This window comes from Ruegeria sp. E5 (genome assembly GCF_056534105.1).
Genome location: NZ_JBQFPA010000001.1, coordinates 875,794 through 902,721, shown reverse-complemented (window position 1 = coordinate 902,721; position 26,928 = coordinate 875,794). Strand labels below are relative to the sequence as shown.

Here is a 26,928-nt window from a genome sequence, read left to right as displayed (position 1 = left end):
GGAATTACGGAATGATTCAGCGGAGGATATGAATCATGATGATTTACCCCACGATGGAGTTGCAGAACGGTCGGTGCGTTACGCTGGACAAGGGGCGTCTGGATGAAGCGATGATCTGGCATGTAGATCCAGTCGAGACCGCGCGCGGCTGGTCTGCGGCTGGAGCGGAATGGATGCAGCTTACGGATTTTGACGCGATCGAAGGTCGGGATACCAATTCCGAGCTGATCGAAGAAATCATTCGCTCCTCTGAAATGTCAGTACAGTTGGCAGGGGGGATGCGGACCCGCGAGCATGTTGAACATTGGATCAACAAAGGGGCTGGCCGAATCGTGATTGGCACACTTGCGGCTTGGGACCCACAGTTGGTTAAGGAATTGGCTAAGCTTTATCCCGATCAGATCGTGTTGGCGGTCGATGTTTGGCAAGGCCAAGTGATGACCGAAGGTTGGCGTAGCCAAAGTGCGTTTACCCCGGAAGCCTTCATCGAAGCTTTCGCGGATACGCCTCTTGCAGCAATTTTGGTGACCGATATCGATAGTGATATGGAAGATGTCGAGGCGCAGCTGGGTCTGATTTCAGGACTGGCCGAAAAATCGCGTACACCGATCATAGCCAGCGGTGTCGTGCGTACCAGCGACGATATCTCTCGTCTCGCCTATATCTCGAATATTTCGGGTGCGATCGTTGGCCGGGCACTGTTCCGCAAGTCCGTCGATCTGTCCGAAGCATTGGAGGTCGCCCAATCGGCACACGAGCCAGTCGCCGAGTTCCAGTAAACTTCAGTACCAGACGACCCGCCTTTCCCGTTGAAGGAAGGGCGGGTTTTTGCTTTTCAGGCATCGTTCAACTCAATTGACAGAGGATTTGAACAGGTTACGGCACAAGGATGCCGGTTCAGAATATGCCGTTGCTCTTGCCCCCGCACCCCGGGCCGGGGTATGAGCGGTTCTCATAACAGGAAGCAGGCAAGAGGCACTTCATGCGCAGAGTCGTTGTAACCGGTCTTGGATTGGTCACTCCTTTGGCCAGTGGGGTTGAGGAAACATGGTCACGGCTGCTGGATGGAGAATCCGGCGCAGGACCAATCACGCAGTTTGATGCCGAGGCAAGCGGGGTCACCACGACCTATGCCTGCGAAGTGCCGCGCGGAGATGGCACCAATGGGACATTCAACCCCGACGACTGGATGCCGCCGAAAGAACAGCGCAAGATCGAGGATTTCATCCTATATTCCATCGCTGCAGCCGAGATGGCTTGCAAGGATGCCAATTGGCTGCCCGAAGACGAAGAAGACCGCCTGCGCACTGGCGTTCTGATTGGGTCCGGTATCGGTGGGCTGGGATCAATTGCCAACACGGCCAACCTGATCCGCGACAAAGGTCCGCGCAGGGTTTCTCCGTTCTTTATCCCGGGCGCGCTAATCAATCTGGCCTCGGGGCAGGTTTCGATCCGTCATGGGTTCAAGGGGCCGAACCACTCGGTCGTGACTGCTTGCTCGACCGGTGCCCATGCGATCGGTGATGCCAGCCGCATCATCCGCGCCGGGGATGCAGACGTGATGATCGCAGGTGGCGGCGAGGGCTGTATTTGCGAAATCGGTATCGCCGGCTTCAACGCCTGCAAGGCGCTGTCGACCAAATACGCCGATGATCCAAAGAAAGCGAGCCGCCCCTATGACATCGACCGCGACGGTTTCGTCATGGGCGAAGGTGCAGGCATTGTAGTTCTTGAGGATTACGAACACGCCAAAGCGCGCGGTGCCAAGATTTATGCCGAGGTTCTGGGCTATGGGATGTCGGGTGACGCTTATCACATAACCGCGCCGTCCGAGGATGGCGACGGGGCCGAACGCTCGATGAAAGCAGCGCTGCGTAGTGCGGGGCTTGAGCCGAAGGATCTGGATTATATTAACGCGCATGGGACCTCGACCATGGCGGATACGATTGAGCTGGGCGCGGTAGAACGCCTGCTGGGGGATCACGCCAGCAACGCGACGATGACTTCGACCAAATCAGCCACTGGTCACCTGCTGGGCGCCGCTGGCGCGATTGAGGCGATCTTTTCGATCCTTGCGATCCGCGATCAGGTTGCACCGCCGACCATCAACCTGGACAACCCTGCGGTGGAGACTCCGATCGACTTGGCACCGAATGCAAAACGAGAGCGTGAGATCAACGTGGCTTTGTCGAACTCGTTCGGGTTTGGCGGCACCAATGCAAGTGTGATCTTCGGAAAGGTCAGCTAAATGTGGCGAGCGCTCGCTTCGAATGCGTTGACAATACTGATCGTTGGGCTGTTCCTGATGGGCGGTGTTGTCCTGTGGGGGCAGTCGCAATACAAGTCCGAAGGACCGCTGGAAACCGCGATCTGCCTGCAGGTAAAGCCAGGCTCCAACATGACACGGGTCAGCCGTGACCTCGAGGATCAAGGTGCGATCAGCAGCGGGTTGATTTTCCGCTTAGCTGCTGATTACACAGACAAATCTCAGCAGCTGAAAGCGGGTAGCTTTCTGGTTCGCGAAGGCGCGTCGATGGAGCAAATCGTCGACGACATAACTCATAGCGGTGCCAGCACTTGCGGGACCGAGATCGAATACCGCATTGGCGTGACCCGTATGCAGACCCGCGTGCGGGAACTGAACCCGGCGACTCTGGATTTTGATGAGGTGGCTTCCTTTGTGATCGGCGAAGAGGACGCCCCGGAAGTTTATGCAGAAAAACGCGGTGAGGCGGATACGCGTTATCGCATCTCGTTAGCTGAAGGCGTCACCAGTTGGCAGATTGTCGAGTCGCTAAAGGCGATGGATTTGCTAACCGGCGAAGTAGCAGAATTGCCCGCTGAAGGGATGTTGGCCCCTGACAGTTATGAGGTCAGACCCGGTGAAGATCGGAATGCAATTCTTGCTGAAATGCAGGAAAAACAACAGCTTAGAATCAACGCAGCGTGGGAGGGGCGTCAGGATGGTTTACCTCTGAACAGCCCCGAAGAGATGCTGATTTTGGCTTCGATCATCGAAAAAGAAACAGGTCAGCCGGAAGAGCGTGGCCAGGTAGCCAGCGTTTTCGTTAACCGTCTGAACCAAGGTATGAGGCTGCAGACAGACCCGACGGTGATCTATGGTGTAACCAAAGGGCAGGGTACTTTGGGTCGCGGTTTGCGGCAAAGCGAACTGCGCCGTGCGACGCCTTGGAACACCTATGTCATCGAAGGGCTGCCACCCACCCCGATTGCCAATCCGGGTCTTGCGAGCCTTGAGGCTGCGGTGGCACCTGACAACACGGATTTCATCTTCTTTGTTGCGGACGGAACCGGTGGTCATGCCTTTGCCGAGACCCTGCAAGAGCACAATCGCAACGTCGCAAAGTGGCGTGAGATCGAGGCTGAGCGGAATTCCGGGAACTGATTCAATCGTCCGTGTTGTGCAGGTTTGAAGCGGCACTTTGTCCGACTTGTACAACACGAATCTCTGACCCCGATAAAGCAACGGCCCGGTCAATCGACCGGGCCGTTTCTTATTCAGGCCGCTTTCGCGCGACGCGGTCGGCGGCGTCTCTGACCGCCCGGTTTGGGCGCACCAGAGTGCTGAGGTTTCGGGCCGCGACGGCGGTTGCTTGGACGGCGCGGGGTTTTCTTTGGTGAGATTGCTTCAGGCATCTCACCGCTGGCGACCGGGATTTCGATCTTCATCAGCTTCTGAATCTGACGCAGCAGGTCGACCTCTTCCGCCGAGCAGAAGGCAATGGCCTCGCCCTCGCGGCCTGCACGAGCGGTGCGGCCGATGCGGTGGACATAGTTGTCCGGTACCTCGGGCAGGTCGTAGTTGATCACATAGGCCACGCCCGGAATATCGATGCCGCGCGCGGCGACGTCGGTAGCGACCAGAACATTGACCTCACCGGCGCGGAACGCCTTGATTGCGCGGTCGCGCTGGCCCTGACTTTTGTTGCCGTGGATCGAGGCTGCATTGTAGCCATCGGCGACAAGCCCCTTCATCAGCTTTTCCGCTCCGTGTTTGGTACGAGAAAAGACCAGCGTCAGCGCGTCCATGTCAGCCGAGAGGATCTCGCGCAGTTTGGCGGGTTTTGCAGGCTTTTCAACAAAGTGGATCGACTGCGTGATCTTGTCGGCTGCTTTGCCGGGGGGCGAGACCTGCACCCGTTGCGGGTTGGTCAGGTAAGCGCGGCTGAGCTCTTCCATTTGCTTCGGCATGGTGGCTGAGAACAGCATGGTTTGGCGCGGCGTGCCCAGTTCCGGCGCGATCCGACGCAGGGCATGGATGAAGCCCATATCGAGCATCTGGTCAGCCTCGTCCAGTACGAGGTGCTTGACTGAACCCAGATTAACCGCACCGCGATCCATCAGGTCGATCAGGCGACCGGGGGTGGCGACAAGAATGTCGGTGCCGCGCGCCAGAAACATGATCTGCTTGTTGATCGACTGACCGCCAACCACGGTCGCGACGCGGATCTTGGTTTTCTTGGTCAAGTTGCGAAGGCTGTCGGCGATCTGGTTGACCAACTCGCGGGTGGGCGCAAGGATCAGCGCCTTGGCGGTTTTGGGATCGGGCTTGCCGGGCTGGGCCAGCAGATGGTCGATCAGCGGCAGGCCAAAGGCCAATGTCTTACCTGTACCGGTCTGGGCGAGGCCAAGGATATCGTGACCATTCAGGGCCAGCGGGATCGCCTGGTTCTGGATCGGGGTCGGTTGAGTGAAGTTGGCGCGTTTGAGCGCATCATTTAGAGCGGGCGCAAGGCCCAGCATATCGAAGTCGAACAAATAACTATCCTTTACAGCCCGAGGCAAAGGTCCACGGGCAAGTCGTGATGGGCCGCTTCCGCGACCGGCAGGGGTTGTGCGAAACCTCAGGACGTGCAGGCGTTCCCTGCAGCATCTGATTGTCGCGTCAAGAACCCTGCGTGATGGGGAACTATGGGTGAATCGGGCGCTGTTGGGGGCGGTGTCGCCCACGTGCTCACGCGGTAGCGCTGTTTGAGGGGCACATGCGCCTTGCGGTCGCGATTGTCAAGCGCCGTGTCGGCCATAAGCTTGCGCGGGTTGCGCGTTTGCCAGATACGGTTCGGAAGGTTTTATGAGTCGGGTCATGACATTCAGAGCTTTACACGGAGCGGATTTGAGGACCGCCAGCGTCGCCCTTGTCATCGGCGGGATGATGTGGGGGCTGTACTGGATTCCGGTTCGCTACTTTGTCGAGCAAGGACTGGATGGCCCATGGCCGGGTATTGTGATGTACACCTCGGCGTTGATCGTACTGACGCCTTTCCTGATGCGCGAACGGCAAGCGCTTTTGAAAGACTGGCGCGGGCTGATCTTCAGCGGGATGTTCACCGGTGCTGCGTTCAGCTTGTTTACCATCAGTCTGGTTTACACAGATGTCGTCCGGTCAATCCTGCTGTTCTATCTGACACCGGTCTGGGGAACGATCCTTGGAATGGTGTTTCTGGGTGAGCGTCTTGGCCCGGCGCGCGTGCTGGGCTTACTCTGCGGTCTGGGTGGCATGTTCATCGTGCTTGGTGGAGAACAGGGGTTTCCCTGGCCGCGCAATACTGGAGACTGGCTGGCCCTGATCTCGGGGATCACTTGGGCGATGGGATCGCTGGGGCTTTATCGGACGTCCGGTATCTCTGTTCCGGGGCAGGTTTTTGCCTTTGTTTCAGGCGCTTTGGTGTTGTCTCTGCTGAGCCTTCCATTCGGCGGCGGTTTGGCGTCATCAGAGGCAGTCGGCGAGATGGTTATACGTATCGGCCCGGTCGCGTTGCTGTCGGTCCTGTACACCTTGCCGATGTTTTTTCTGACGATTTGGCCCGCAACCAAGCTGACCCCGGCACGCGTTGGTCTACTGCTGATGAGCGAAGTTGTGGTGGGCCTGATCTCGGCGGCGGTCTTCTCGGGCGAGCCGTTTGGGATGAGAGAAGCATTGGGTGCGGCTTTGATCGTAAGCGCTGCGTTTCTTGAGGTCATGCGGGGCTGATCGTTAACCGATCGGACGCCGGATGTTGCATCTGCGTTGCGTAACGCATTGACTTTGCGCACTTTTCTTGGTACGAATTATGTCATGCTAGAAGAGGTGGGCAACGGCCCCGGGGCGACCCGGCGGTCGTTTTTCGTTTCTCTCGTGCGGAAAAACTCACGCATGAGGTCACAGGCAAACATGACTTTGATTACCCCGGAAGAGCGGATTTCTCAGACGGCTGATTTGTTGCAGTCGCTCGAAAGATCCATTCGCGATCTGCGCCAAGCAGCGGAAGAACTGCGAAAACAGATCGGTGCCGGGGAGGATGCAGACCTTGCCGGAACAGGCAAGCAACTGGGTCAGCTAGAGGGGCTGATCCGCAGTTGCCAGAAAGTGGAGACAAGCTTTGTCGAACAACATCACAGACAAGCCGGAATTGCCCAAGGGGGCTATGCGCTCGACCTTGATCGAGCACGATCTGAGATCGGGTGCAGGTTGGCTCGCCTCCGCGCCTGCTGCGGTGCAGGACAGATTTCTGAGTGAGATCGGGGAGGGGGGGCTGTGTGCCCTCCCTTTCCTGTTCGAGTTCTGGGCGCTGCCGCATCAGTTGCCGCCCGAGGGCGACTGGCGGTCGTGGGTGATCATGGGCGGGCGCGGGGCCGGTAAGACGCGGGCGGGGGCCGAGTGGGTGCGGTCGGTGGTCGAGGGGTCATTGCCTCTGGATCGGGGGCAGGCGTGTCGTGTGGCTCTGGTCGGTGAGACATTTGATCAGGTGCGCGATGTGATGATCTTTGGGGATAGCGGGATATTGCAGTGTTCACCGCCGGATCGGCGGCCTGTTTGGAAGGCGTCTGAACGCAAGCTGGTTTGGCCTAACGGGTCCGAGGCGCAGGCGTTTTCGGCGCATGATCCCGAGGGGCTGCGGGGGCCGCAGTTTGATGCGGCCTGGGTGGATGAGCTGGCCAAGTGGAAGAAGGCGGGCGAGACCTGGGATATGTTGCAATTTGCGCTGCGGCTGGGGGAACGGCCGCGGGTCTGTGTGACCACGACGCCGCGCAATGTGAAGGTTTTGAAGGAGTTGCTGGCGTCTCCGTCCACGATGCAGACCCATGCGCCGACCGAGGCGAACCGGGCAAATCTGGCGGGCTCGTTTCTGGCCGAAGTGCGCGCTCGCTACGCGGGAACGCGGCTGGGGCGGCAGGAGTTGGATGGGGTGCTGCTGTCGGATGCCGAAGGCGCTTTGTGGACCGGCTCGATGCTGGAGGCGGCGCGTTGTGCGCAGGTACCCGAGCTGGACAGGGTTGTCGTGGCACTGGACCCAGCGGTGACGGCGGGGTCGGATGCGGATGCCTGCGGGATCGTGGTCGTTGGTGCTCAGCTACAGGGGCCACCCGAGGACTGGCGGGCCTATGTACTGGCTGACCGGACGGTGCAGGGCGTTGGCCCGGCTGGCTGGGCGCAGGCGGCGATTGACGCGATGGATGAGTTCGGGGCCGAACGGCTGGTGGCCGAGGTCAATCAGGGCGGGCAACTGGTGGAAGAGGTCGTGCGGCAGGTGGACCCTCTGGTGCCTTATCGCGCGGTGCGGGCGTCACGCGGCAAGGTCGCGCGGGCCGAGCCTGTGGCGGCCTTGTACGAACAGGGGCGGGTGCGCCATGTGGCCGGGCTCGACGCGCTGGAGGAGCAGATGTGCCAGATGACCGCGCGCGGGTTCGAAGGGCAGGGCTCACCCGACCGGGTCGACGCGCTGGTCTGGGCGCTGCATGAGCTGGTTGTGGGACCTGCGAGGACGTATCGGCGGCCTAGGGTGCGGAGTTTGTGAGCATTTTGAGGGGTGCTCTACAAACATTCATACATCGCCTAGAGAATTGGTCCTTCACGGGATGCATCTAGGTTCAGGACGTTGGGTACTCTTGATTCCAACTGTCCTCGTATTCGCCGAGCAACCTCGACAACGTCAGCAGCGAAGAAAACAGCCTTGCGTGGACATCCGGCGACATCATGGTTTTGTAGTCATCAAGCAGCTGCACAAGAACGACTACGTTGGAGGCAAACACCTCGTAGACGTGTTTGTCGGCAGCAGTAGGTTCCTTGGTCCAGTTATTGTTCGTATCGGAGTGTCCGGACGGTGCAGGTTCGTTTTCAGTCATCGGGTGGCCTCTTCAATTTGAAGCACACGTGGGGGCATGTGAAACGCAGACAATTGCCGTGGCACGAAATCACAAGAACTTGGCGGTGATTGCAAAGGATTTAGGCTATCGGTTGAACAAACTTCTGAATCTTGCAATCAGCCAAGCTAGAGTCTGGGTCAGGGCTCGCCCGACCCGGTCGACCCGTTAGTCTCTGCGTTGCATGAGTTGGTTGTGGAGCCTGCGGGGGTCTATCGGCGGCCTTGGGTGCGGGCGCTATAGCAGTTTCACTGCCCAGTTTAAGTGCTGTTAAGTAGCAAAATGTGGCACTAGCGAGCAGGTACAGACAGTATTGTCCAGTGTCGCGCGTGAGCTATCACTTGCGCGCCTTCGCTTTGCCTGTCGCTGATTGCGCCGCGTTCGTGCTTTGGGCAAGCAATCAAAAAAGATCCATCGTTGACGGGTTCGCGGATCTCTCGATTTTCACTGATGATTTGGCAAACGTCTTCGGGTGTCGGGTAGGGTCTGACTGGATTTAAGCCTGAGGTTCCGGCTTCGGTATACTTGAAGGTCGTTGGTTCTGCGCCGTAATCCAAATTTGGTCCGAAACATCCCGACACTGCTAAAAGCAAGACCGGTACGATTGCTTTGGTTAAATTCATGAAACCTCACTACATTCTTGAAAACCATAAAGTTATATTTCAGGAGTATTCGAACAGAATCTTCGCGTCTAGATTGAATGCGTGCGAGCAGTGGTTTTACGGTGAACTCTCTGAATTCGCTCTAGTTCGATTTCACGTCATGTATCCGTTGCCCAACTCCCGTACGCCCTATTCCCAAGCCTTAAACTTCTTTCCGTCATAACTCCTTTCAACAAGCCGGGCAGAGCGGCGGCAGAAAGGAGCACAGATGGTATTCGATTTCTTGCGTCGTGGATCGGCTGAGGCAACGCCCGAGGCGAAGGCGAGCGCGGCGGGGCCTGTGGTGGCGTGGCAGACGGGCGGGCGCGTGGCGTGGAGCCCCAGGGATGCAGTGTCGCTGACGCGGACAGGGTTTTCGGGAAACCCGGTGGGGTTCCGCTCGGTCAAGCTGATTGCCGAGGCGGCGGCGGCCTTGCCACTGGTGCTGCAGGATCAGGCGCAGCGGTTTGATGTGCATCCGATCCTGAGCCTCATGCGCCGTCCGAATGCGGCGCAGGGGCGGGCGGAGTTGATGGAGGCCTTGTTCGGGCAATTGCTGCTGTCGGGCAATGCCTACGTCGAAGCCGTACGGGCCGAGGAAGGCCTGCCGGTTGAGCTGCACGTGTTGCGTTCGGACCGGATGAGCGTGGTGCCGGGCGCAGATGGGTGGCCCAAGGCGTATGATTACGCTGTGGGCGGCAAGAAGCACCGGTTTGCGGCGAAAAATATCTGTCATATCAAATCGTTCCACCCTCAGGATGACCATTATGGGTTCTCGCCGATGCAGGCGGCGGCGATGGCGATTGATGTGCATAACAGCGCGTCTCGGTGGTCGAAATCGTTGTTGGACAATGCAGCGCGGCCTTCGGGGGCGCTGGTGTGGAAAGGCGATGGCCATGGGGTGATGGCCGAGGATCAGTTCCGGCGGTTGTCGGACGAGATCGAGCAGAACTATCGCGGGGCGCGCAATGCGGGTCGGCCGATGGTTCTGGAAGGGGGGCTGGATTGGAAGCCGATGGGGTTCTCTCCGTCCGATATGGAGTTTCAAAAGACCAAGGAAGCCGCCGCCCGCGAGATCGCGCTGGCCTTTGGGGTCCCGCCGATGCTGCTGGGGATCCAGGGCGACACGACCTACTCGAACTATCAGGAGGCCAACCGGGCGTTTTATCGCCTGACCGTGCTGCCTCTGGTGACGCGGGTGGCGGCAGCGGTGTCGGAGTGGCTGGCAGGGTTCTCGGGTGAGGATTTGGTGCTGAAGCCTGATCTGGATCAGGTGCCTGCGCTGTCGGCGGAGCGGGATGCGCAATGGGCGCGGGTCAACGGTGCCGATTTTCTGACGGATGCGGAAAAGCGCGCGTTGCTGGGGCTGCCGGAGCGTGGCGATGGGTGACGGGTATCCTCCGTTCGACTGCGCGCCGGGCCTGCGTCTGGCCGCGCATGAGCGGGTCGCCGAGATCCAGCATGCGCATCTGTGTCGGCGGCTGGATCAGATCGAAGAGATGATGGAGCGGCTGGAGAAGCGGTTGTGGCTGACGGTTTACGGCGTGGCGGCGGTGATTTTGGCGCAGGCGTTTCAGTCATTCCTTGTGGTAACGCCATAATGTCAGTGGGTTACATGGAGAAGTTCATGGATTTGGAACATAAATTCGCACAGTTCGGAGACAGCTTGTCGGTGACCGACGATGCGGTGATCGAGGGCTATGCCAGCCTGTTTGGGCAGGTCGATCAGGGCAGCGATGTGGTGCAGCGCGGGGCGTATAGGGGCTCGCTTGACGGGCTGTCCAAGGCGGGCCAGCGGGTCAAGATGCTGTGGCAGCACGATCCGGCGCAGCCAATCGGCATCTGGGATGAGGTGCGCGAGGACGACAAGGGCCTGTGGGTCAAAGGGCGTCTGCTGGAGGCCACGCAAAAGGGCCGTGAGGCGGCCGAGTTGATCCGGGCGGGCGCTATGGATGGCCTGTCGATTGGCTATCGCACCAAACGGGCCGTGAAGAATGACAAGGGCCAGCGGGTCCTGACCGAACTGGAGCTATGGGAGGTGTCGCTGGTGACTTTCCCGATGCTGCCCAGTGCGCGGGTGGCGGCGAAGGGCGTTGAGCCTGACGTTGAAAGCACCTGGCGCAGTATTGCTGAGGTGTTCAACGACGCCCGGCAGGAGCTGGCGCGGATCTAGCGCCTCTAACCCCCCAATAAGGAAGTGCTGATGAGCAAGACCGAGACCCCGGCCTTGACCGGAGAGGGTGCGTCCCTGGTTCAGGAGGTGAAGCAGGCGATGGCTGGCTTCGTGAATGAATTCAACGGCCTCAAGGCCGAAGTTAAAACCCAACTGCAACAGACAGAAGAGCGACTGACCATGCTGGATCGTAAATCAACCATCGCGGCGCGTCCGCACCTTGCGGCATCGATCGAAGAAGGCGCCCCGCATCAGAAGGCTTTTGACGCCTATGTGCGTTCGGGCGAGGATGACGGGCTGCGCGGGCTGGAGATTGAGGCCAAGTCGCTTTCGACGGCGGTGAACAGCGACGGTGGCTATCTGGTCGATCCGCAGACGGCTGAGATGATCAAGTCGGTGTTGAATTCAACCGCTTCGATCCGTTCGATTGCGTCAGTTGTGAATGTCGAGGCGAACTCGTTCGACGTGCTGATCGACCACACCGATGTGGGCGCGGGTTGGGCGGATGAAAACTCGGCCACGGCTGAGACCTCGACCCCATCGATTGATCGGATTTCGATCCCGCTGCACGAGCTGAGCGCGCTGCCCAAGGCGTCGCAGCGTCTGTTGGATGACAGTGCGTTTGATGTCGAAGGTTGGCTGGCCGGTCGTATCGCCGACAAGTTTGCCCGGGCCGAGGCAGCGGCGTTTATCAATGGCGACGGTGTGGACAAGCCCAAGGGTATCCTGACCCACCGCACGATGGAAAACGGCAGCTGGGGCTGGGATAGTCTGGGTTATGTCGCGTCGGGCATTGATGGTGGCGTCGATGCGGATGCGATTGTGGACGTGGTCTATGCGCTGGGCGCGCAGTACCGGGTGAACGGCACTTTCGTGATGAACTCGAAAACCGCGGGTCTGATCCGCAAGCTGAAGGACAGCGATGGCCGCTTCCTTTGGTCGGATGGCCTAGCCGCTGGTGAGCCTGCGCGTCTGATGGGCTATCCGGTGCTGATTGCCGAGGACATGCCGGATGCCGCGACCGACAGCTATTCGATTGCCTTCGGTGACTTCCAGTCGGGCTACACCATAGCCGAACGTCCCGATCTGCGCGTGCTGCGCGATCCGTTCAGCGCCAAGCCGCATGTCCTGTTCTACGCGACCAAGCGCGTGGGCGGTGATGTGAGCGATTTTGCTGCAATCAAACTGCTGAAATTCGGCATCGCCTAAGCGGTGGCGGATCCGGGGGGCTGCAAGGCCCCTCGGGCGGCGGGCGCGGGCCGGGGTGAGATCCCCCGCGTTGTCTAGCTGCTCCCCTCCGTCCGAGCAACGTGGGGCGGCGCGTGCCCGTCATTTTCCAAGGATACGGCCCCGGAGGGGTCCGAGATTGCGGAGTGAATGGATGATGTTGATCGAAGAAACCGCCATCGCGGATGCGGCGCTGCCGGTGGATCAGTTCAAGGCGCATCTGCGGTTGGGCACGGGGTTTGCCGAGGGCAATGTGCAGGACGAGGTGTTGAATGGCTTTCTGCGTGCGGCCATTGCGGCGATTGAGGCGCGCACCGGTAAGGTGCTGATCGAACGGGATTTCTCGTGGAGCCTGAACGGTTGGCGCGATCCAGCAGGTGAAGTGCTGCCGGTGGCCCCGGTGGTCTCGGTTGCTGCGATCACGCTGACGGATGCGGCGGGGACCGACATGGTTGTGGATGCCGAAGCTTACCGTTTGGAGCGCGACATGCAGCGCCCTCGGTTGCGTCCGGTTGGCACTTGCTTGCCAAGGGTGCAGACCGGCGGCTCGGTGAAGATTGCCTTCACTGTCGGGATGGCCACGGATTGGGGCGGGCTGCCTGCTGACCTTGGGCAGGCGGTGCTGCTGCTGGCGGCGCATTACTACGAATACCGCGATGAGACGGCGCTGGGCGCGGGGTGCATGCCCTTTGGCGTGACAAGTTTGATCCAGCGCTATCGCACGGTGCGCTTCAGTGCAGGGGTGACTCAATGAGCGCGCCGCGATTGAACCGCAAGCTGGTGCTGGAGGCTCCGGTGCGCAGCGCGGACGGCGCGGGGGGGTATACCGAGACCTGGACTGCGCTGGGTTCGCTTTGGGCCGAGGTGACGGCACGTAGCGGGGCGGAACGCGCGGTCGGTGGCGCCTCGGTGTCGCGGGTTGGGTATCGGATCGTGGTGCGCGGCGCGCCCGAGGGGTCCTCGATGCGGCCTGCGCCGGATCAGCGGTTTGCAGAAGGGGCGCGCCGGTTTGTCATCCGCGCGGTGGCCGAGCGTGATGGACGCGGCCAGTACCTGACCTGTTTCGCAGATGAAGAGGTGGCGGCATGAGCTATGGCGTTGCAGCCGCGTTGCAGGCGGCCGTGTTTCAACAGCTTTTGGGGGATGCGCAGGTAAGCACCCTGTCAGGCGGTGCGATCTATGACGCGGTGCCATCGGGAGTGCTGCCTCAGACCTATGTGACGCTCGGGCCGGAGGAGGTGCGGGACGCCTCGGACCGATCCGGGGCGGGCGCATTACACCGGTTCACGGTTTCGGTGGTGTCCGAGGCGGCGGGCTTCAGTGCGGCCAAGACATTGGCGGGCGCGGTGTGTGACGCGCTGGAAGGTGCGGCGCTGAGCTTGGACCGGGGCCATCTGGTGGGGCTGTGGTTCGAACGCGCTAGCGCCCGGCGCACGGGAACTGGCGGCGCGATCCGCCAAATCGATCTGAGATTCCGCGCCCGCGTGGAAGACGACTAAGCAATCAACGGAGAGAGCATATGGCTGCCCAGAACGGAAAAGACCTTTTGGTCAAAGTGGATATGAACGGCACCGGCCTGTTCGAGACCATCGCGGGCCTGCGCGCCACGCGGATCAGTTTCAACGCGGAAAGTGTGGATGTGACCAGCCTGGAAAGTCAGGGCGGGTGGCGCGAGTTGCTGTCGGGGGCCGGGGTCAAATCGGCCGCGATTTCGGGCTCGGGCGTGTTCAAGGATGAAGGCACGGATGAACGCGCGCGTCAGCTGTTCTTTGACGGCGAGACGCCTGGTTTTCAGGTGATCATCCCCGATTTCGGCATCGTTGAAGGCCCGTTTCAGGTCAGCAGCATCGAATATGCGGGCTCGCATAACGGTGAGGCGACCTATGAGATGAGCATGGCAAGCGCCGGTGCGCTGAGCTTTACGGCGCTCTGATGGCCAATCCGTGGACGGGCGAGGTGGCGTTGACCATCGATGGGGAGCAGCGGGTGCTCAAGCTGACATTGGGTGCTTTGGCGGAATTGGAACAAGAGCTGCAGGCCGGGTCTCTGGTCGAACTGGTGCAGCGGTTTGAAGGCGGGGCTTACTCCAGCGGTGATGTGCTGGCGCTGCTGGTTGCCGGGTTGCGGGGCGGCGGAGCGCAGGTCACGCGCGATGATCTGCTGCATGCCGAGATTGCGGGTGGGCCGATGGCGGGGGCCAAGGCGGCAGCCGAGTTGCTGGCGCGGGCCTTCATGGTGCCCGAGTGAGCGGGTTCGACTGGCCCGTACTGATGCGGGCCGGGTTCCTCGGCCTTCGCCTGACGCCGGATCAGTTCTGGCGTCTGACCCCGGCCGAGCTGCGGCTGATGCTGGAGCAGGGCGCGGGGATGCCGGCGATGAACCGGGCAGGGCTGGATGCGCTGCTCGCGGCCTATCCGGACAAGACACAAGGAGAGCGTGATGACGGATCGTGAGGGTTTTGACGACCTGCAGGAGCGGGGAGAGGCGCTGGGCGATGCGCTGGGGGACGCCGCCACCATGGCTTCGGCGTTTGATGGCCAGATGCGGCGGATCAAGGCCGCGTTTGAAGAGACCGGCAAGGATGTGGCCACGCTGGAGCGCGGCATGTCCGGCGGGTTGCGCAAGGCGTTTGATGGCGCGGTGCTGGATGGGATGAACCTGTCGGGGGCGCTGGATGTGCTGAAGAACTCGATGATCCGCACGGCGTATTCGGCGGCGATCAAACCGGTGACGGATCATTTCGGCGGGATGCTTGCCAATGGGGTGGGTGGCTTGGTGCAGGGGATACTGCCCTTTGCCGATGGCGGCAGTTTTTCTCAGGGCCGTGTGATGCCGTTTGCCAATGGTGGGGTCGTTAGCAGCCCGACCATGTTCCCGATGCGAGGCGGCACCGGGTTGATGGGTGAGGCGGGTCCCGAGGCGATCATGCCGCTAGCGCGCGGGGCCGATGGCAAGCTGGGTGTGCGGACGCAGGGCGGCGGGCGAGCGGTCAACGTGGTGATGAATATCTCAACACCGGATGTGCAGGGGTTCCGCCGCTCTCAAGGCCAGATCGCGGCGCAGATGAGCCGCGCATTGGGCCGCGGCAATCGCAACAGATAAGGGGAGCAGGCGATGAATTTCCACGAGGTGAGATTTCCCGCCAGCCTGAGCTTTGGCTCGGTCGGTGGGCCGGAACGGCGCACGGATATCGTGACGCTGGCCAACGGGTTCGAAGAACGCAACACGCCCTGGGCGCATTCGCGCAGGCGCTATGATGCCGGGCTGGGGATGCGGTCGCTAGACGATATCGAGACATTGATTTCCTTCTTCGAGGCGCGGCAAGGCCAGATGTTTGGATTCCGCTGGAAGGACTGGTCGGATTTCAAATCGGGCGCGGCGACGGCTGAGGTCGACAAGGGCGATCAGGTGATTGCGCGCGGAGATGGCGAGACGGTTTCGTTTCAACTGGTCAAGACCTACAGCTCGGGCGGGTTCAGCTATGTGCGGCCAATCCTGAAGCCGGTACTGGGGACCGTGACGCTGGGGCTGGATCAGGACGCGCAACGCGAAGGCGTGGACTTTGAGGTCGATTTGGCGACCGGACGCGTGATGTTCTCGGCCCCGCCGCCTGAGCAGGTCGAGATTACAGCCGGGTTTGAGTTCGACGTTCCGGTACGGTTCGACACCGACAAGATCCAGACCAGCGTGGCCAGCTTTCAGGCCGGTGACGTCCCGAACGTACCGGTGGTCGAGGTGCGGGTCTGATGAGCGGGGACAAACAGGCGCTGCAGGCGCATTTGCAAAGCGGGCTGACCACCACCTGTCGTTGCTGGGCAATCACGCGCAGCGACGGGCAGGTCTATGGTTTCACGGATCACGATATGGAGTTGCGCTTTGACGGGCTGGTGTTCAAAGCCAGCACCGGTCTGACCGCTGCGGCGATCGAGCAGGCAACCGGCCTGTCGATCGATAATACCGAGGCGATGGGCGCGCTGTCTGATGCCTCGGTCCGGGAAGAGGATATCGAGGCGGGGCGCTTTGATGGGGCCGAGATGCAGGCCTGGCTGGTCAATTGGGCCGATCCTGAGCAGCGGATGCTGCAGTTTCGTGGTTCGATTGGTGAGTTGCGTCGCGCTGGCGGGGCGTTTCATGCGGAATTGCGCGGGTTGACCGATCTGCTGAACCGGCCTTTAGGGCGGATTTATCAGAAGCCCTGTACGGCAGTGTTGGGGGATAAGGCGTGCCGCATTGCCCTGGAGACGCCGGGTTATCGCGCTGAGGCTGAAATTGTCGCGCTGGACGGCGCGGCTTTGCGTTTGCAGGGCGCGGAGAGTTCTGATGCGGGTTGGTTTGAACGCGGCAGGCTGGATGTGCTGGACGGGGCTGCGCAGGGCCTGTGGGCCTCGATCAAGCTGGATGAACAGGTCAGAGATGGCCGCGATGTCACGCTGTGGTCGGCGATTGGCGGCGGACTGGCGGTTGGGGACCGGGTCCAGCTGATCGCCGGGTGTGACAAGCGTATGACCACTTGCCGACTGAAGTTCAACAACATGCTGAATTTTCAGGGCTTCCCTGACCTGCCGCACGAGGATTGGGTCATGGCCGTACCCAAGCGCAGTAGTCAACACAAAGGGGGAAGCAGGCGATGATGCGGACAAAACAAGATATCTTGGACGAAGCGCGCGGATGGCTGGGCACACCTTATGTTCATCAGGCCTCTGTTCGGGGTGCAGGCGCTGATTGTCTGGGCTTGCTGCGGGGCGTTTGGCGCGCGGTGATGGGGCATGAGCCTGAGGCGGTGCCGGTCTACAGCATGGATTGGTCCGAGCCGCAGGGTGAGGAACGCATGTGGGCCGCAGCCCGTCGCCATCTAGTCGAGAAATCGCCCGATGATTTGGCCCCGGGGGATGTATTGCTGTTTCGGATGCGGGATGCGGCAGTGGCAAAGCATCTGGGCATCGTCAGCGCCCAAGACCCGATGCGATTCATCCACGCCTATACCGGGCATGGTGTTGTTGAAAACACACTGAGCGAGCCTTGGCGTCGCCGCGTGGTCGCTTGTTTCGAATTCCCGCTGGAGGATTTCTGATGGCCACAATAGTTCTGTCTGCTGCAGGTGCGGCAATAGGTGGTTCGATCGGGGGCTCGGTTGCGGGCCTGTCAACGGCGGTGATTGGCCGCGCGGTTGGGGCGACGCTTGGGCGGGTGATCGACAACCGGCTGATGGCCAGCCAATCCGTAATGGGTGGCGGTAGCGAGGTGGTCGAGACCGGGCGTCTGGATCGTTTCCGTCTCACCGAAACCGGTGAGGGTGCGACCGTCGCGACGGTCTACGGCCGGATGCGAGTTGGAGGACAGGTCATCTGGGCCTCGGACTTTCTGGAAACCCGATCGACCTCGACGATGACGCAAACATCAGGCGGTGGCGGTGGAGGCAAGGGGAAACCCAAGCCCGTTGAAGTGACGACAACAACAACCACGCATAGCTACAGCTATTCGGTGTCTCTGGCGATTGCGGTGGGCGCGGGACAGGTTGCGGATATCACGCGTGTTTGGGCCGATGGTGAAGAGGTCGAGCGCCGAACGCTGAACATGCGGATATATCGCGGCGATCACGAGCAATTGCCCGACCCGCTCATTGAAGCGGTCGAAGGGGCAGGCACGGTGCCCGCCTATCGCGGCACGGCTTATGTCGTGATCGAAGATCTGGCGCTGGGCCCCTTTGGCAACCGGGTGCCGCAGTTTTCGTTCGAGGTGGTGCGGCAGGAACAGGACGGAATGCCGGATGCCGAAGACGCACTGTCTCGGGCCATCAAGGGTGTGGCCTTGATGCCGGGAACGGGCGAGTACGCGCTGGCGGCGTCACAGGTCAACTACACCAAGGGACGGGGGCGCAGTTGGGCTGCGAATGTCAATTCGCCGTCGGGCAAGTCCGATCTTGTGACCTCGACCCGCGCACTGAGCCGCGAATTGCCGGGATGCGAGGCGGCCTCGCTGATTGTGTCGTGGTTTGGCGATGATTTGCGCTGCGGAGAATGCCAGATCCGCCCCAAGGTTGAACGCAAGAATATCGAGGGCGCAAACATGCCCTGGAGTGTTTCAGGTCTGTCCCGAACTGCGGCGGGGCAGGTGAAATGGCAGGATGGGCGTCCGGTTTATGGCGGTACACCGGCTGATGCGGCCGTAGTGCAGGCGATCCGGCACCTGAAGAGCTCGGGCATACGGGTTATGTTTTATCCGTTTATTTTGATGGAGCAATCAGAGGGCAACGGCCTGCCTGATCCGTGGTCCGATGCGCCGGATCAGCCGCATTTGCCATGGCGTGGGCGGATCACTTTGGATGTTGCTCCGGGACGGCCAGGCTCGCCGGATCAAACTGCCGATGCGGATGCGCAGGTGGCGGCGTTCTTTGGTACGGCGCGCGCGTCACATTTCTCGACCAGCGGCAGCAAAGTGACCTATCGCGGCCCTAGCGAATGGGGATTACGGCGGTTCATTCTGCACTATGCGGCCCTGTGCAAGGCGGCGGGCGGCGTGGAGTCCTTCTGCATCGGGTCCGAGATGCGCGGGCTAACGCAAATCCGCGGCGCGTCTGGCTTCGCTGCAGTTGCGGAGCTGCGGTCTCTGGCCGCGGAAGTGCGCGCGATATTGGGGCCGGAAACTAAGGTCGGCTATGCCGCAGACTGGACCGAGTATTTCGGGTATCAGCCGCAAGACGGCACCGGAGACCGGTATTTCCACCTCGACCCGCTTTGGGCCGATGAGAACATAGATTTTGTCGGCATCGACAACTATATGCCGCTGTCCGACTGGCGGGATAGGGCCTCGCATCTGGACGCTGAGGTGTCGAATGGGTCGATCTACGATCTGGACTATCTGCGCGGCAATATCGAAGGTGGCGAGGGGTATGATTGGTACTATGCCTCACCGGAGGAAGCTGAAGCGCAGATCCGAAGCCCGATCGCTGATGACGATCATGGCGAGCCGTGGGTCTGGCGGTACAAGGACCTGCGCAACTGGTGGGCAAACCGACATCATGAGCGGATCGGGGGTGTGCGGCAGGAAACGCCAACGGGTTGGGTTCCGGGGTCCAAGCCAATCTGGTTCACCGAACTGGGCTGCGCGGCCATCGACAAGGGTACGAACCAGCCGAACAAATTCTTGGACCCAAAGTCGTCTGAATCGAATTTGCCGCGCTATTCCAACGGAGTACGGGATGATTTTATCATGGTTCAGTACCTTCGGGCCGTCCTTGGCTATTGGGGTGATACTGAGATCAACCCGGTTTCAGATATCTATGACGGCCCGATGGTGGACCTGTCGAACGCATTTGTCTGGGCTTGGGATGCGCGTCCGTTCCCGACTTTCCCGAACCTGCGGACGCAGTGGTCGGACGGCGATAACTATGCACGTGGGCATTGGCTGAACGGGCGGTCCGGGTCGCGGACTCTGGCCTCGGTCGTGACAGAAATCTGCCATGAGGCAGGGGTGACGGCGATTGATGTGTCCGAGCTCTACGGCGTGGTACGCGGTTACGCGGTTGAGGACGTAATGAACGCTCGGCAGGCCTTGCAGCCGCTGATGCTGCGCTATGGGTTCGACGCGATCGAGCGGGACGGGGTGCTGAAGTTTAAAACCCGCGACGGGCGTCGGGCCGTTGACATCGACCCCGATCAGATCGCCATCAGCGCGGATATCGACGGGCCAGTGGAACATCGCCGCGAGGCTGAGGCCGAGATGACCGGGCGTGTGCGTCTGCGGTTCGTCCAGTCGGATGCGGACCATGATGTTGTCGCGGAAGAGGCCGTCTTGCCTGATGACAGAACCCATTCGGTCGCCGTCAACGAAATGCCTCTGTCGATGACCCGCGCCGAAGGGCGTCAGACGGTCGAGCGCTGGCTGAGCGAATCCCGCATTTCGCGCGAGACGGCGCGCTTTGCTCTGCCGCCCTCGCTGCTGCATGTCGGGGCCGGCGATGTGGTGCGTTTGCCGGATGCCGGGGACGGAACGCTATATCGGATTGACCGGCTGGAACAGGCTGAGATGCAATTGGCGGATGCAGTACGGATTGAACCCGGCGTCTATACGCCGTCCGACGTGCTGGACGATGTGGCGGCAGCTAAGCCGTTCATTGCTCCGGTGCCAGTTCTGCCGGTGTTCATGGATCTGCCGCTGATCACTGGATCCGAAGCGCCCCATGCGCCGTATCTGGCGATATCGGCCGAGCCCTGGCCCGGTAACGTGGCTGTCTATTCGGCTGCACAGGATGAGGACTATACCTTGCATCAAGTGATCGCGGGGCAGGCGGTGATTGGCTTCACCGAAACACCCCTGCGACGCGCAGGCGCTGGGATCTGGGACGAAGGGGCCGCGTTGCGTGTCAACCTGATCGATGGCGTTTTGGAGTCGCGTCCACGCTCGGCGTTGCTGAGTGGTGCCAATCTGGCTGCCATCGGTGACGGAACACCGGGCAATTGGGAAGTGTTCCAGTTCTCGGATGCGGTCTTGCAGGAGACTGGCGTTTACAATTTGTCAGGCCGCTTGCGTGGTCAGCTGGGTACGGATGCCCTGATGCCGGATGTCTGGCCTGAAGCGTCTACCTTTGTCCTACTGGATGAACGTGTTTATCAGACCGGGTTGCTACGCACCGAACGCCGCGTGGCCAAGCATTACCGTATCGGCCCTGCAACGCGCGGCTACGAGGACCCGGCATATGTGCATCTGGTTGAAGCGTTCGATGGCAATGGGCTGAGACCTTATGCGCCAGTGCATTTGCAGGCTTCTGCGTCGGCTACCGGGGACAAGATCTCGTGGGTGCGCCGCACCCGGATTGATGGCGATGACTGGAGCGCATTGGATGTGCCTCTGGGCGAAGAAAGCGAATCCTATCTGATCCGCGTCTTCACTGAGGGTGCTTTGTTGCGCGAAACTGTCACCAGTGATCCGGTTTGGCAGTATTCTGACGCGATGAAAGCCGATGACGGGCTGGCCGGACCCTACGATATCGCAGTCGCGCAGGTTTCGGCTACCTACGGACCCGGGGCGTTTGCGCGCCTTTCGGTCGGCTAGCCGTGCGGCCAGTCCTGCACGGAGATCTCAGCGCGGCGGCGCGGGCTTTGCTGGCCGCGCCGCGAACCGACCGCGATAGGATAAGCACCCTCCTGATTGCTGAGGCCGAACTGGCGGATCGACATGTCGCCAGAACAGGGCGGTTGCATCCTGTTTATGGAAATGGCTCGTTGATGGCAGCCGCGCGCTGCCGGCCCTTGGCAGACGAGCCAAATTTCGACGATCTGCAATATTGCCAATGTTTCGAGATGGTTCTGCGAAAACTGATCGGGTTCCAAATCAGCCAGATGCGCAGCTGACACATTTTGAGGCGGCAAGGTCCAGCTCTAGCCTTCCGTGCGCTATTTCCTCGCCGCAATCTTCGCAATAGCCGAATTCGTCTTCGTCCATCCGGTTCAGCGCGGCCCGAAGCCGATGCGTTTCGGTGTCGCGCCGGGCCTGTTGCGCCTTGGCCATTGCTTGATTTTGCAACGCATCCATCCGGCTGAGCCGACCCACTGCCTGTTGATCCAGCTCCACAACTGATTGCGCATCCTGACCGGCGGCGGATTGCGCGGCGAGATCGCGAAGGCGCTGGTGAATAAGCTTCCGAAAATGGTCCAGATCGGCTGAGTTCATTTTTTGTTGTAGTGCATATCAAGGGTTTGCGTTTGGTAATTTTACGACTAGATGGCTATTCTAAGCGCAGCAAAGGATGAAAAGCCATGTTCGAAACGCGCAGCCAAGTGACACCTGTGGACCCGGTTTGGGACCGCATCACCTCGGAAGCCCATGCAGCCGTCGAGAAAGAGCCGCTGATGGGCGGGTTGGTACACGCCTGTATCTTGCATCACCGCAGTCTTGAGAGGGCATTGTCCTATCGCATCTCGGCCAAGCTATGCTCGAACGAGATGTCGATGATGGTACTGCGTGAGATCGTGGATGAGGCCTATGCTGACGACAAAGCGTTGATTGAAGCCGCGCGCGCGGACCTGATGGCCGTTTATGAACGCGATCCGGCCTGCCACCGCCTGCTGCAACCGATCCTTTATTTCAAGGGGTATCAGGCGATGCAGGCTTATCGCGTAGCCCACTGGCTTTGGAACAAGGGGCGCCATGATCTGGCGTATTTCTTCCAGATGCGATCTTCCGAGATATTCGGCATTGATATCCATCCAGCTGCCCGCATCGGTAAAGGCATCATGATCGACCATGCCCATTCTATCGTGATCGGTGAAACCGCTGTGGTTGGGGACAATGTTTCGATGCTGCATTCGGTGACGCTGGGCGGAACCGGTAAGGAAGAAGAACAGCGCCATCCAACCATTGGTGACGGCGTTCTGATCGGCGCTGGTGCTAAAGTTCTGGGCAATATCGAGGTTGGCCATTGCAGCCGTATCGCCGCCGGATCAGTGGTGCTGCAGGAAGTGCCACCGTGCACGACGGTCGCTGGCATTCCCGCCAAGATCGTGGGCGAGGCCGGGTGCGATCAGCCGTCAATCTCGATGGATCATATGCTGGGGAAAGACCAGTAATTCGGAGTGAATAGACGAAAAAGGCCGCCTCGGGGTTCGAGGCGGCCTTTTTTTTGTGCATGATCTTCTGGGCTTAGGCCAACATGACCATCGGATTTTCCAGATTGTCGACGATGGCTTGCAGTAGCTGAGCGCCAAGCGCGCCGTCGATGACCCGGTGATCGACCGACATGGTGACGGACATGACGGTTGCGACCGTCAGTTCTCCGTCATCGCCCACGATGGGTTTCTTGAGGCCGGTACCAACTGCGAGGATACCTGCATGCGGCGGGTTCACGATGGCATCGAAATTGTCGATGCCGAACATGCCAAGGTTCGAGACTGCGAAAGTACCGCCTTGGTACTCGTGCGGGGCCAGCTTGCGCTCGCGGGCGCGTCCGGCGAGGTCTTTCATCTCAGTCGACAGCGCCGACAGCGATTTGGTGTCGGCATCTTGCAGGACCGGAGTGAACAGACCGCCCTCGATGGCGACGGCAACAGCCACATCCGAAGGTTTCAGTTGTAGAACCCGGTCACCCGCCCAGACGGCATTGCACTCGGGCACCTGCTGCAGCGCGTTGGCGACGGCCTTGATGATAAAGTCGTTGACGCTGAGTTTCACACCCCGGCCTTCGAGTTGCTGGTTCAGCTGGCTGCGGAATTTCAGCAGCGCATCCAGCTTGATATCCCGGCGCAGGTAGAAATGCGGGATGGTCTGTTTGGCCTCAGACAGACGCGCGGCGATGGTCTTGCGCATGCCATCGAGTTTGATCTCTTCGTATTCGCGGCCTTCGTACATCTTGGCCACGGCGTCAGCCGATGGACCTGCGGGAGCGGCGGCGGTTGGGGCGGCTGCAGCAGCAGGCGCAGGTGCTGCTGCAGGTGCGGCTGTGGCGCTTTCCACATCGGCTTTGACGATACGGCCATGAGGGCCAGAACCTGAGATTTGAGCCAGATCTAGACCCTTTTGTGCGGCAATCCGACGAGCAAGGGGGGATGCGAAGATACGACCGCCATCCGCTTTGGCCGGTGCCGCTGGGGCAGGGGCGGGCGCCTCGGGTGCCGCTGGTGCGGCAGCCTCGTTGCCCGCTGCGGCAGCTGGCGCAGCCGCGGGAGCAGCGGTTGGCGTTGCACCGATATCATCAGCGCTTTCTCCATCTTCCAGCAGGACTGCGATGGCGGTGTTGACTTTAACGCCTTCGGTTCCCTCAGGAATAAGGATCTTGCCGACGGTGCCTTCGTCAACGGCCTCGAACTCCATTGTTGCCTTGTCGGTTTCAATTTCGGCCAGCAGATCGCCCGAGGAGACGGTGTCGCCTTCCTTGACGAGCCATTTTGCAAGTGTGCCTTCCTCCATCGTCGGGGACAGGGCAGGCATCAGGATTTCGGTGGGCATTTCAGCGCTCCTCAATCAGAGTAATTTGGTCAAAGGGCGCCTTGGGGCGCCCGGTGCCGCGTGCGAGTGTCGCAATCGCAGCCTCGATTTTGTCTTTGTTCTCCGCCATCCAGACATAGGCGGTCTGGTGTGAGGGGCGCGCGCCGATCAAACGCATATCCGCCGCCAGTCGCTCGGGTATAAGCGCCCGCACGATGCGGTTGTCGATGTCAATCTCGACACGGTAGCATTCGGTTGCTGGATCGCGGCCCCTGATCTCCATTACCGGTAGGTCACCTGTTTCACCGCAGCGATCACCTCATCAGTGGTGATCAGCGCCAGCTTTTCGAGGTTCGCCGCATATGGCATCGGAACATCTTTGCCGGTGAGGGTGATGACCGGGGCGTCGAGATAATCGAACGCTTCCTGCATGACCACCGAGCTGATGTAGCTACCGACGGAACCTTGCGGCCAGCCTTCTTCGACAGTCACAAGACGGTTGGTTTTCATCACCGAGTTGATGATCGCACCGGTGTCCATCGGGCGGATAGTGCGCAGGTCGATCACTTCGGCGCTGATGCCGTCTTCGGCCAGTTTGTCTGCGGCTTCCAGCGCATATTGCATGCCGATGCCGAAGCTGACGATGGTCACGTCAGAGCCTTCGCGCCAGATGCGGGCCTTGCCCAGCGGGATGGTCAGGTCATCCACTTGCGGCACGTCGAAGGAGCGGCCGTAGAGGATTTCGTTTTCAAGGAACACAACCGGGTTCGGGTCGCGGATGGCCGATTTCAGCAAACCTTTGGCATCGGCTGCGGAATAGGGCATCACCACTTTGAGACCTGGCACCTGCATGTACCATGCGGCGTAGTCCTGCGAGTGTTGCGCGGCCACGCGGGCAGCGGCACCGTTAGGGCCACGGAATACGATCGGACAGCCCATCTGACCGCCAGACATATAAAGCGTTTTGGCGGCAGAGTTGATGATCTGGTCAATCGCCTGCATGGCGAAGTTGAAGGTCATGAACTCGACAATCGGTTTCAGCCCGCCAAAGGCCGAGCCGACGGCAATGCCGGTGAAGCCGTGTTCAGTGATCGGGGTGTCGATGACACGTTTGGCACCGAATTCATCGAGCAGGCCTTGAGAGATTTTATAGGCGCCCTGATATTCAGCGACTTCTTCGCCCATCAGATAGACATCTTCGTCGCCGCGCATTTCTTCGGCCATCGCGTCGCGCAAGGCTTCGCGGACGGTTTGCTGCGCCATCTCGGCGTCGGCAGGCCAATCGGGCGACAGATCCACAACCGGAGCAGCGGGGGCTGCTGCGGCAGGAGCGGGGGCCTCAACCGCCGCAGGGGCGGCTTCGGCCTCCGCTGCGGCTGCGGGCGCAGCCACGGGCAGGGCGGAGGCGTCTTCACCATCTTCGACCAGGATCGCGATAGGGGTGTTTACTTTGACCCCTTCGGTGCCCTCGCTGATCAGAATCTTACCGACGATGCCTTCATCGACGGCTTCGAACTCCATCGTCGCCTTGTCGGTTTCGATCTCGGCCATGATGTCGCCCGAGGATACGGTGTCGCCTTCCTTGACCAGCCACTTGGCCAATGTGCCCTCTTCCATCGTGGGCGAAAGGGCGGGCATGAGAATTTCGGTTGCCATGTCTTATTCGTCCTCTCAGGCGTAGATATCAGTCCAGAGCTCGTCCAGCGACGGCTCGGGGCTTTCTTTCGAGAATTCGGCGGCCTGATTGACGACCTCTTTGATCTCTTTGTCGATCGCCTTCAGGTCATCCTCGGTCGCGTGTTTGCCGGTCAGCAGCAGCTCGCGCACGTGCTCGATCGGGTCGCTTTGTTCGCGGACCTTCTGAACCTCTTCGCGTGTACGGTACTTGGCCGGGTCAGACATCGAGTGGCCGCGATAGCGGTAGGTTTTCACCTCGAGGATGTAGGGACCTTTGCCCGCACGGCAGTGGGCGACCGCTTTTTCACCTGCGGCTTTGACGGCCAGCACATCCATGCCGTTCACCATTTCACCCGGTATTCCGAAGGCTTGACCGCGGTGGTAGATGTCGGCCGAAGAGGTCGAGCGTGCTTGCGCGGTGCCCATGGCATACTGGTTGTTCTCGATCACGAATACCACCGGCAGTTCCCAAAGAGCAGCCATATTGAAGGTCTCATAAACCTGACCCTGGTTGGCCGCGCCATCACCGAAATAGGTGAAGGTGACGCCGCCGTTCTCTTTGTACTTGTCAGCAAAGGCCAGCCCCGCACCCAGCGGAACCTGTGCGCCAACGATGCCATGGCCGCCATAGAAATTCTTCTCTTTCGAGAACATGTGCATCGAGCCGCCTTTGCCTTTGGACAGCCCACCTTCGCGACCGGTCAATTCGGCCATTACGCCGCCCGGGTCCATTCCACAGGCCAGCATGTGGCCGTGATCGCGATAGGACGTGATGCGCTTGTCGCCTTCTTTGGCCGCGGCCTCAAGGCCGACAACAACCGCTTCCTGACCGATGTAGAGGTGGCAGAAACCCCCGATCAGACCCATGCCGTAGAGTTGACCTGCCTTTTCCTCGAATCGGCGGATCAGCAGCATCTCGCGGTAATATGTGGTCAGTTCTTCCGCAGAAACATTTGGTTTCTTTGTGGTTTTTCGCGCAGCCATAGTGGCGATCTCCCCCTTTCGGCAAGATAGTTTAGCGTTAAACTATCTCATAGAGCATTTCACACGTTCTGGCGAGTACTAATGTTACGCGAGGGCAGGATACGCGAGTTGCGGCCTGCCACAGCTTATCTTCCGGGCGTTAAGGTACAGAGATTCTTAGTCAAA

30 protein-coding genes are annotated in these 26,928 nt (G+C 60.4%); 22 read left to right on the top strand and 8 right to left on the bottom strand.

Annotated features, from left to right (window positions below; genetic code table 11):
• Positions 1 to 35: 35 nt before the first annotated feature.
• The 3 genes from ACR0BI_RS04565 to mltG all read left to right on the top strand — a co-directional run bounded on the left by ACR0BI_RS04565 (position 36) and on the right by mltG (position 3,406).
• Positions 36 to 779, top strand: coding sequence for a 1-(5-phosphoribosyl)-5-[(5-phosphoribosylamino)methylideneamino]imidazole-4-carboxamide isomerase (locus ACR0BI_RS04565; protein WP_170396463.1), 744 nt, complete (start codon positions 36 to 38; stop codon positions 777 to 779).
• A gap of 203 nt (positions 780 to 982) precedes the next feature.
• Positions 983 to 2,248 (top strand): beta-ketoacyl-ACP synthase II, encoded by a 1,266-nt coding sequence (fabF, locus tag ACR0BI_RS04560; protein ID WP_170396465.1) that lies wholly within the window; start codon positions 983 to 985, stop codon positions 2,246 to 2,248.
• Positions 2,249 to 3,406 (top strand): endolytic transglycosylase MltG, encoded by a 1,158-nt coding sequence (gene mltG, locus ACR0BI_RS04555; protein ID WP_170512919.1) that lies wholly within the window; start codon positions 2,249 to 2,251, stop codon positions 3,404 to 3,406.
• A gap of 113 nt (positions 3,407 to 3,519) precedes the next feature.
• Here mltG and ACR0BI_RS04550 read toward each other — a convergent pair whose 3' ends face one another.
• Positions 3,520 to 4,779 carry a DEAD/DEAH box helicase gene (locus tag ACR0BI_RS04550; protein ID WP_170396469.1) on the bottom strand — a complete coding sequence of 420 codons (1,260 nt, stop codon included), beginning with the start codon at positions 4,777 to 4,779 and terminating at the stop codon, positions 3,520 to 3,522.
• Between the two features lie 325 nt (positions 4,780 to 5,104).
• Here ACR0BI_RS04550 and ACR0BI_RS04545 point away from each other — a divergent pair, with 325 nt between their 5' ends.
• The gene (locus ACR0BI_RS04545; protein ID WP_480561348.1) at positions 5,105 to 5,992 is read left to right on the top strand and encodes a DMT family transporter; all 888 of its coding nucleotides are present in this window, start codon (positions 5,105 to 5,107) and stop codon (positions 5,990 to 5,992) included.
• Between the two features lie 433 nt (positions 5,993 to 6,425).
• Complete coding sequence (locus ACR0BI_RS04540; protein ID WP_480561831.1) at positions 6,426 to 7,796, top strand: DNA-packaging protein; 1,371 nt, start codon at positions 6,426 to 6,428, stop codon at positions 7,794 to 7,796.
• Between the two features lie 73 nt (positions 7,797 to 7,869).
• Here ACR0BI_RS04540 and ACR0BI_RS04535 read toward each other — a convergent pair whose 3' ends face one another.
• Both ACR0BI_RS04535 and ACR0BI_RS04530 read right to left on the bottom strand, forming a co-directional pair.
• Positions 7,870 to 8,124, bottom strand: coding sequence for a hypothetical protein (locus tag ACR0BI_RS04535; RefSeq protein WP_170422230.1), 255 nt, complete (start codon positions 8,122 to 8,124; stop codon positions 7,870 to 7,872).
• 308 nt (positions 8,125 to 8,432) lie between these two features.
• Entirely contained in the window at positions 8,433 to 8,765 is a 333-nt protein-coding gene (locus ACR0BI_RS04530; RefSeq protein ID WP_480561349.1) for a hypothetical protein, read from the bottom strand.
• A gap of 247 nt (positions 8,766 to 9,012) precedes the next feature.
• Between ACR0BI_RS04530 and ACR0BI_RS04525 the strand changes: the two genes are divergently transcribed.
• The 16 genes from ACR0BI_RS04525 to ACR0BI_RS04450 all read left to right on the top strand — a co-directional run bounded on the left by ACR0BI_RS04525 (position 9,013) and on the right by ACR0BI_RS04450 (position 21,533).
• A complete protein-coding gene (locus tag ACR0BI_RS04525; protein WP_480561350.1) occupies positions 9,013 to 10,173 on the top strand; it encodes a phage portal protein in 1,161 nt (386 codons plus the stop codon).
• A complete protein-coding gene (locus ACR0BI_RS04520) occupies positions 10,166 to 10,384 on the top strand; it encodes a GTA head formation protein, RCAP_rcc01685 family (RefSeq protein ID WP_010442100.1) in 219 nt (72 codons plus the stop codon). Before ACR0BI_RS04525 ends, ACR0BI_RS04520 begins: the two co-directional genes overlap by 8 nt.
• A 26-nt stretch (positions 10,385 to 10,410) precedes the next feature.
• On the top strand, positions 10,411 to 10,956 hold the full coding sequence (locus ACR0BI_RS04515; RefSeq protein WP_480561351.1) for an HK97 family phage prohead protease: 546 nt from the start codon (positions 10,411 to 10,413) through the stop codon (positions 10,954 to 10,956).
• Positions 10,957 to 10,986: 30 nt separating this feature from the next.
• Positions 10,987 to 12,165, top strand: a complete 1,179-nt coding sequence (locus ACR0BI_RS04510; protein ID WP_170396482.1) for a phage major capsid protein — start codon at positions 10,987 to 10,989, stop codon at positions 12,163 to 12,165.
• Between the two features lie 172 nt (positions 12,166 to 12,337).
• A complete protein-coding gene (locus ACR0BI_RS04505) occupies positions 12,338 to 12,937 on the top strand; it encodes a head-tail connector protein (RefSeq protein WP_480561352.1) in 600 nt (199 codons plus the stop codon).
• Positions 12,934 to 13,272 carry a phage head closure protein gene (locus tag ACR0BI_RS04500; RefSeq protein WP_170565931.1) on the top strand — a complete coding sequence of 113 codons (339 nt, stop codon included), beginning with the start codon at positions 12,934 to 12,936 and terminating at the stop codon, positions 13,270 to 13,272. Before ACR0BI_RS04505 ends, ACR0BI_RS04500 begins: the two co-directional genes overlap by 4 nt.
• Positions 13,269 to 13,682 (top strand): DUF3168 domain-containing protein, encoded by a 414-nt coding sequence (locus ACR0BI_RS04495; protein ID WP_170635226.1) that lies wholly within the window; start codon positions 13,269 to 13,271, stop codon positions 13,680 to 13,682. Before ACR0BI_RS04500 ends, ACR0BI_RS04495 begins: the two co-directional genes overlap by 4 nt.
• A 20-nt stretch (positions 13,683 to 13,702) precedes the next feature.
• On the top strand, positions 13,703 to 14,116 hold the full coding sequence (locus ACR0BI_RS04490) for a phage major tail protein, TP901-1 family (RefSeq protein ID WP_039536206.1): 414 nt from the start codon (positions 13,703 to 13,705) through the stop codon (positions 14,114 to 14,116).
• Positions 14,116 to 14,430 (top strand): gene transfer agent family protein, encoded by a 315-nt coding sequence (locus tag ACR0BI_RS04485; RefSeq protein ID WP_170422217.1) that lies wholly within the window; start codon positions 14,116 to 14,118, stop codon positions 14,428 to 14,430. The genes ACR0BI_RS04490 and ACR0BI_RS04485 overlap by 1 nt, the downstream gene beginning before the upstream one ends.
• The gene (locus ACR0BI_RS04480; protein WP_480561353.1) at positions 14,427 to 14,636 is read left to right on the top strand and encodes a rcc01693 family protein; all 210 of its coding nucleotides are present in this window, start codon (positions 14,427 to 14,429) and stop codon (positions 14,634 to 14,636) included. Before ACR0BI_RS04485 ends, ACR0BI_RS04480 begins: the two co-directional genes overlap by 4 nt.
• On the top strand, positions 14,623 to 15,285 hold the full coding sequence (locus ACR0BI_RS04475; RefSeq protein ID WP_480561354.1) for a phage tail tape measure protein: 663 nt from the start codon (positions 14,623 to 14,625) through the stop codon (positions 15,283 to 15,285). Before ACR0BI_RS04480 ends, ACR0BI_RS04475 begins: the two co-directional genes overlap by 14 nt.
• A gap of 12 nt (positions 15,286 to 15,297) precedes the next feature.
• Positions 15,298 to 15,930 carry a DUF2460 domain-containing protein gene (locus ACR0BI_RS04470; RefSeq protein WP_170565943.1) on the top strand — a complete coding sequence of 211 codons (633 nt, stop codon included), beginning with the start codon at positions 15,298 to 15,300 and terminating at the stop codon, positions 15,928 to 15,930.
• Positions 15,930 to 16,814 (top strand): DUF2163 domain-containing protein, encoded by an 885-nt coding sequence (locus ACR0BI_RS04465; RefSeq protein ID WP_480561355.1) that lies wholly within the window; start codon positions 15,930 to 15,932, stop codon positions 16,812 to 16,814. Before ACR0BI_RS04470 ends, ACR0BI_RS04465 begins: the two co-directional genes overlap by 1 nt.
• Positions 16,814 to 17,254 carry an NlpC/P60 family protein gene (locus tag ACR0BI_RS04460; protein ID WP_170422474.1) on the top strand — a complete coding sequence of 147 codons (441 nt, stop codon included), beginning with the start codon at positions 16,814 to 16,816 and terminating at the stop codon, positions 17,252 to 17,254. Before ACR0BI_RS04465 ends, ACR0BI_RS04460 begins: the two co-directional genes overlap by 1 nt.
• Complete coding sequence (locus tag ACR0BI_RS04455; RefSeq protein WP_480561356.1) at positions 17,254 to 21,234, top strand: baseplate multidomain protein megatron; 3,981 nt, start codon at positions 17,254 to 17,256, stop codon at positions 21,232 to 21,234. Before ACR0BI_RS04460 ends, ACR0BI_RS04455 begins: the two co-directional genes overlap by 1 nt.
• A gap of 2 nt (positions 21,235 to 21,236) precedes the next feature.
• Entirely contained in the window at positions 21,237 to 21,533 is a 297-nt protein-coding gene (locus ACR0BI_RS04450) for a DUF7742 family protein (RefSeq protein WP_480561357.1), read from the top strand.
• On the opposite strand, the gene ACR0BI_RS04445 is transcribed toward ACR0BI_RS04450, so the two are convergent.
• A complete protein-coding gene (locus ACR0BI_RS04445; protein WP_170396506.1) occupies positions 21,514 to 21,852 on the bottom strand; it encodes a TraR/DksA C4-type zinc finger protein in 339 nt (112 codons plus the stop codon). The genes ACR0BI_RS04450 and ACR0BI_RS04445 overlap by 20 nt on opposite strands.
• Before the next feature lie 86 nt (positions 21,853 to 21,938).
• Here ACR0BI_RS04445 and cysE point away from each other — a divergent pair, with 86 nt between their 5' ends.
• The gene (gene cysE, locus ACR0BI_RS04440) at positions 21,939 to 22,748 is read left to right on the top strand and encodes a serine O-acetyltransferase (protein ID WP_170396508.1); all 810 of its coding nucleotides are present in this window, start codon (positions 21,939 to 21,941) and stop codon (positions 22,746 to 22,748) included.
• Between the two features lie 73 nt (positions 22,749 to 22,821).
• Here cysE and ACR0BI_RS04435 read toward each other — a convergent pair whose 3' ends face one another.
• Genes ACR0BI_RS04435 through pdhA form a run of 4 tightly spaced genes read right to left on the bottom strand, consistent with a single transcriptional unit; the run spans position 22,822 to position 26,763 of the window.
• Positions 22,822 to 24,123 carry a pyruvate dehydrogenase complex dihydrolipoamide acetyltransferase gene (locus ACR0BI_RS04435; RefSeq protein ID WP_480561358.1) on the bottom strand — a complete coding sequence of 434 codons (1,302 nt, stop codon included), beginning with the start codon at positions 24,121 to 24,123 and terminating at the stop codon, positions 22,822 to 22,824.
• Between the two features lies 1 nt (position 24,124).
• Entirely contained in the window at positions 24,125 to 24,385 is a 261-nt protein-coding gene (locus ACR0BI_RS04430; RefSeq protein WP_170396512.1) for a hypothetical protein, read from the bottom strand.
• Positions 24,385 to 25,758, bottom strand: coding sequence for a pyruvate dehydrogenase complex E1 component subunit beta (locus tag ACR0BI_RS04425; RefSeq protein ID WP_170396514.1), 1,374 nt, complete (start codon positions 25,756 to 25,758; stop codon positions 24,385 to 24,387). The genes ACR0BI_RS04430 and ACR0BI_RS04425 overlap by 1 nt, the downstream gene beginning before the upstream one ends.
• Before the next feature lie 15 nt (positions 25,759 to 25,773).
• A complete protein-coding gene (gene pdhA, locus ACR0BI_RS04420) occupies positions 25,774 to 26,763 on the bottom strand; it encodes a pyruvate dehydrogenase (acetyl-transferring) E1 component subunit alpha (RefSeq protein WP_170396516.1) in 990 nt (329 codons plus the stop codon).
• Positions 26,764 to 26,928 lie beyond the last annotated feature (165 nt).

Coding starts and splice junctions, on each gene's coding strand:
- ACR0BI_RS04455 (WP_480561356.1), top strand. CDS start 17,254: ATGGCCACAATAGTTCTGTCTGCTGCAGGTGCGGCAATAGGTGGTTCG.
- ACR0BI_RS04460 (WP_170422474.1), top strand. CDS start 16,814: ATGCGGACAAAACAAGATATCTTGGACGAAGCGCGCGGATGGCTGGGC.
- ACR0BI_RS04465 (WP_480561355.1), top strand. CDS start 15,930: ATGAGCGGGGACAAACAGGCGCTGCAGGCGCATTTGCAAAGCGGGCTG.
- ACR0BI_RS04495 (WP_170635226.1), top strand. CDS start 13,269: ATGAGCTATGGCGTTGCAGCCGCGTTGCAGGCGGCCGTGTTTCAACAG.
- cysE (WP_170396508.1), top strand. CDS start 21,939: ATGTTCGAAACGCGCAGCCAAGTGACACCTGTGGACCCGGTTTGGGAC.
- ACR0BI_RS04535 (WP_170422230.1), bottom strand. CDS start 8,124: ATGACTGAAAACGAACCTGCACCGTCCGGACACTCCGATACGAACAAT.
- ACR0BI_RS04530 (WP_480561349.1), bottom strand. CDS start 8,765: ATGAATTTAACCAAAGCAATCGTACCGGTCTTGCTTTTAGCAGTGTCG.
- ACR0BI_RS04525 (WP_480561350.1), top strand. CDS start 9,013: ATGGTATTCGATTTCTTGCGTCGTGGATCGGCTGAGGCAACGCCCGAG.
- ACR0BI_RS04545 (WP_480561348.1), top strand. CDS start 5,105: ATGACATTCAGAGCTTTACACGGAGCGGATTTGAGGACCGCCAGCGTC.
- ACR0BI_RS04565 (WP_170396463.1), top strand. CDS start 36: ATGATGATTTACCCCACGATGGAGTTGCAGAACGGTCGGTGCGTTACG.
- ACR0BI_RS04475 (WP_480561354.1), top strand. CDS start 14,623: ATGACGGATCGTGAGGGTTTTGACGACCTGCAGGAGCGGGGAGAGGCG.
- ACR0BI_RS04510 (WP_170396482.1), top strand. CDS start 10,987: ATGAGCAAGACCGAGACCCCGGCCTTGACCGGAGAGGGTGCGTCCCTG.
- pdhA (WP_170396516.1), bottom strand. CDS start 26,763: ATGGCTGCGCGAAAAACCACAAAGAAACCAAATGTTTCTGCGGAAGAA.
- ACR0BI_RS04505 (WP_480561352.1), top strand. CDS start 12,338: ATGATGTTGATCGAAGAAACCGCCATCGCGGATGCGGCGCTGCCGGTG.
- ACR0BI_RS04540 (WP_480561831.1), top strand. CDS start 6,426: ATGCGCTCGACCTTGATCGAGCACGATCTGAGATCGGGTGCAGGTTGG.
- ACR0BI_RS04485 (WP_170422217.1), top strand. CDS start 14,116: ATGGCCAATCCGTGGACGGGCGAGGTGGCGTTGACCATCGATGGGGAG.
- mltG (WP_170512919.1), top strand. CDS start 2,249: ATGTGGCGAGCGCTCGCTTCGAATGCGTTGACAATACTGATCGTTGGG.
- ACR0BI_RS04430 (WP_170396512.1), bottom strand. CDS start 24,385: ATGGAGATCAGGGGCCGCGATCCAGCAACCGAATGCTACCGTGTCGAG.
- ACR0BI_RS04445 (WP_170396506.1), bottom strand. CDS start 21,852: ATGAACTCAGCCGATCTGGACCATTTTCGGAAGCTTATTCACCAGCGC.
- ACR0BI_RS04490 (WP_039536206.1), top strand. CDS start 13,703: ATGGCTGCCCAGAACGGAAAAGACCTTTTGGTCAAAGTGGATATGAAC.
- ACR0BI_RS04425 (WP_170396514.1), bottom strand. CDS start 25,758: ATGGCAACCGAAATTCTCATGCCCGCCCTTTCGCCCACGATGGAAGAG.
- ACR0BI_RS04500 (WP_170565931.1), top strand. CDS start 12,934: ATGAGCGCGCCGCGATTGAACCGCAAGCTGGTGCTGGAGGCTCCGGTG.
- ACR0BI_RS04520 (WP_010442100.1), top strand. CDS start 10,166: ATGGGTGACGGGTATCCTCCGTTCGACTGCGCGCCGGGCCTGCGTCTG.
- ACR0BI_RS04435 (WP_480561358.1), bottom strand. CDS start 24,123: ATGCCCACCGAAATCCTGATGCCTGCCCTGTCCCCGACGATGGAGGAA.
- fabF (WP_170396465.1), top strand. CDS start 983: ATGCGCAGAGTCGTTGTAACCGGTCTTGGATTGGTCACTCCTTTGGCC.
- ACR0BI_RS04470 (WP_170565943.1), top strand. CDS start 15,298: ATGAATTTCCACGAGGTGAGATTTCCCGCCAGCCTGAGCTTTGGCTCG.
- ACR0BI_RS04515 (WP_480561351.1), top strand. CDS start 10,411: ATGGATTTGGAACATAAATTCGCACAGTTCGGAGACAGCTTGTCGGTG.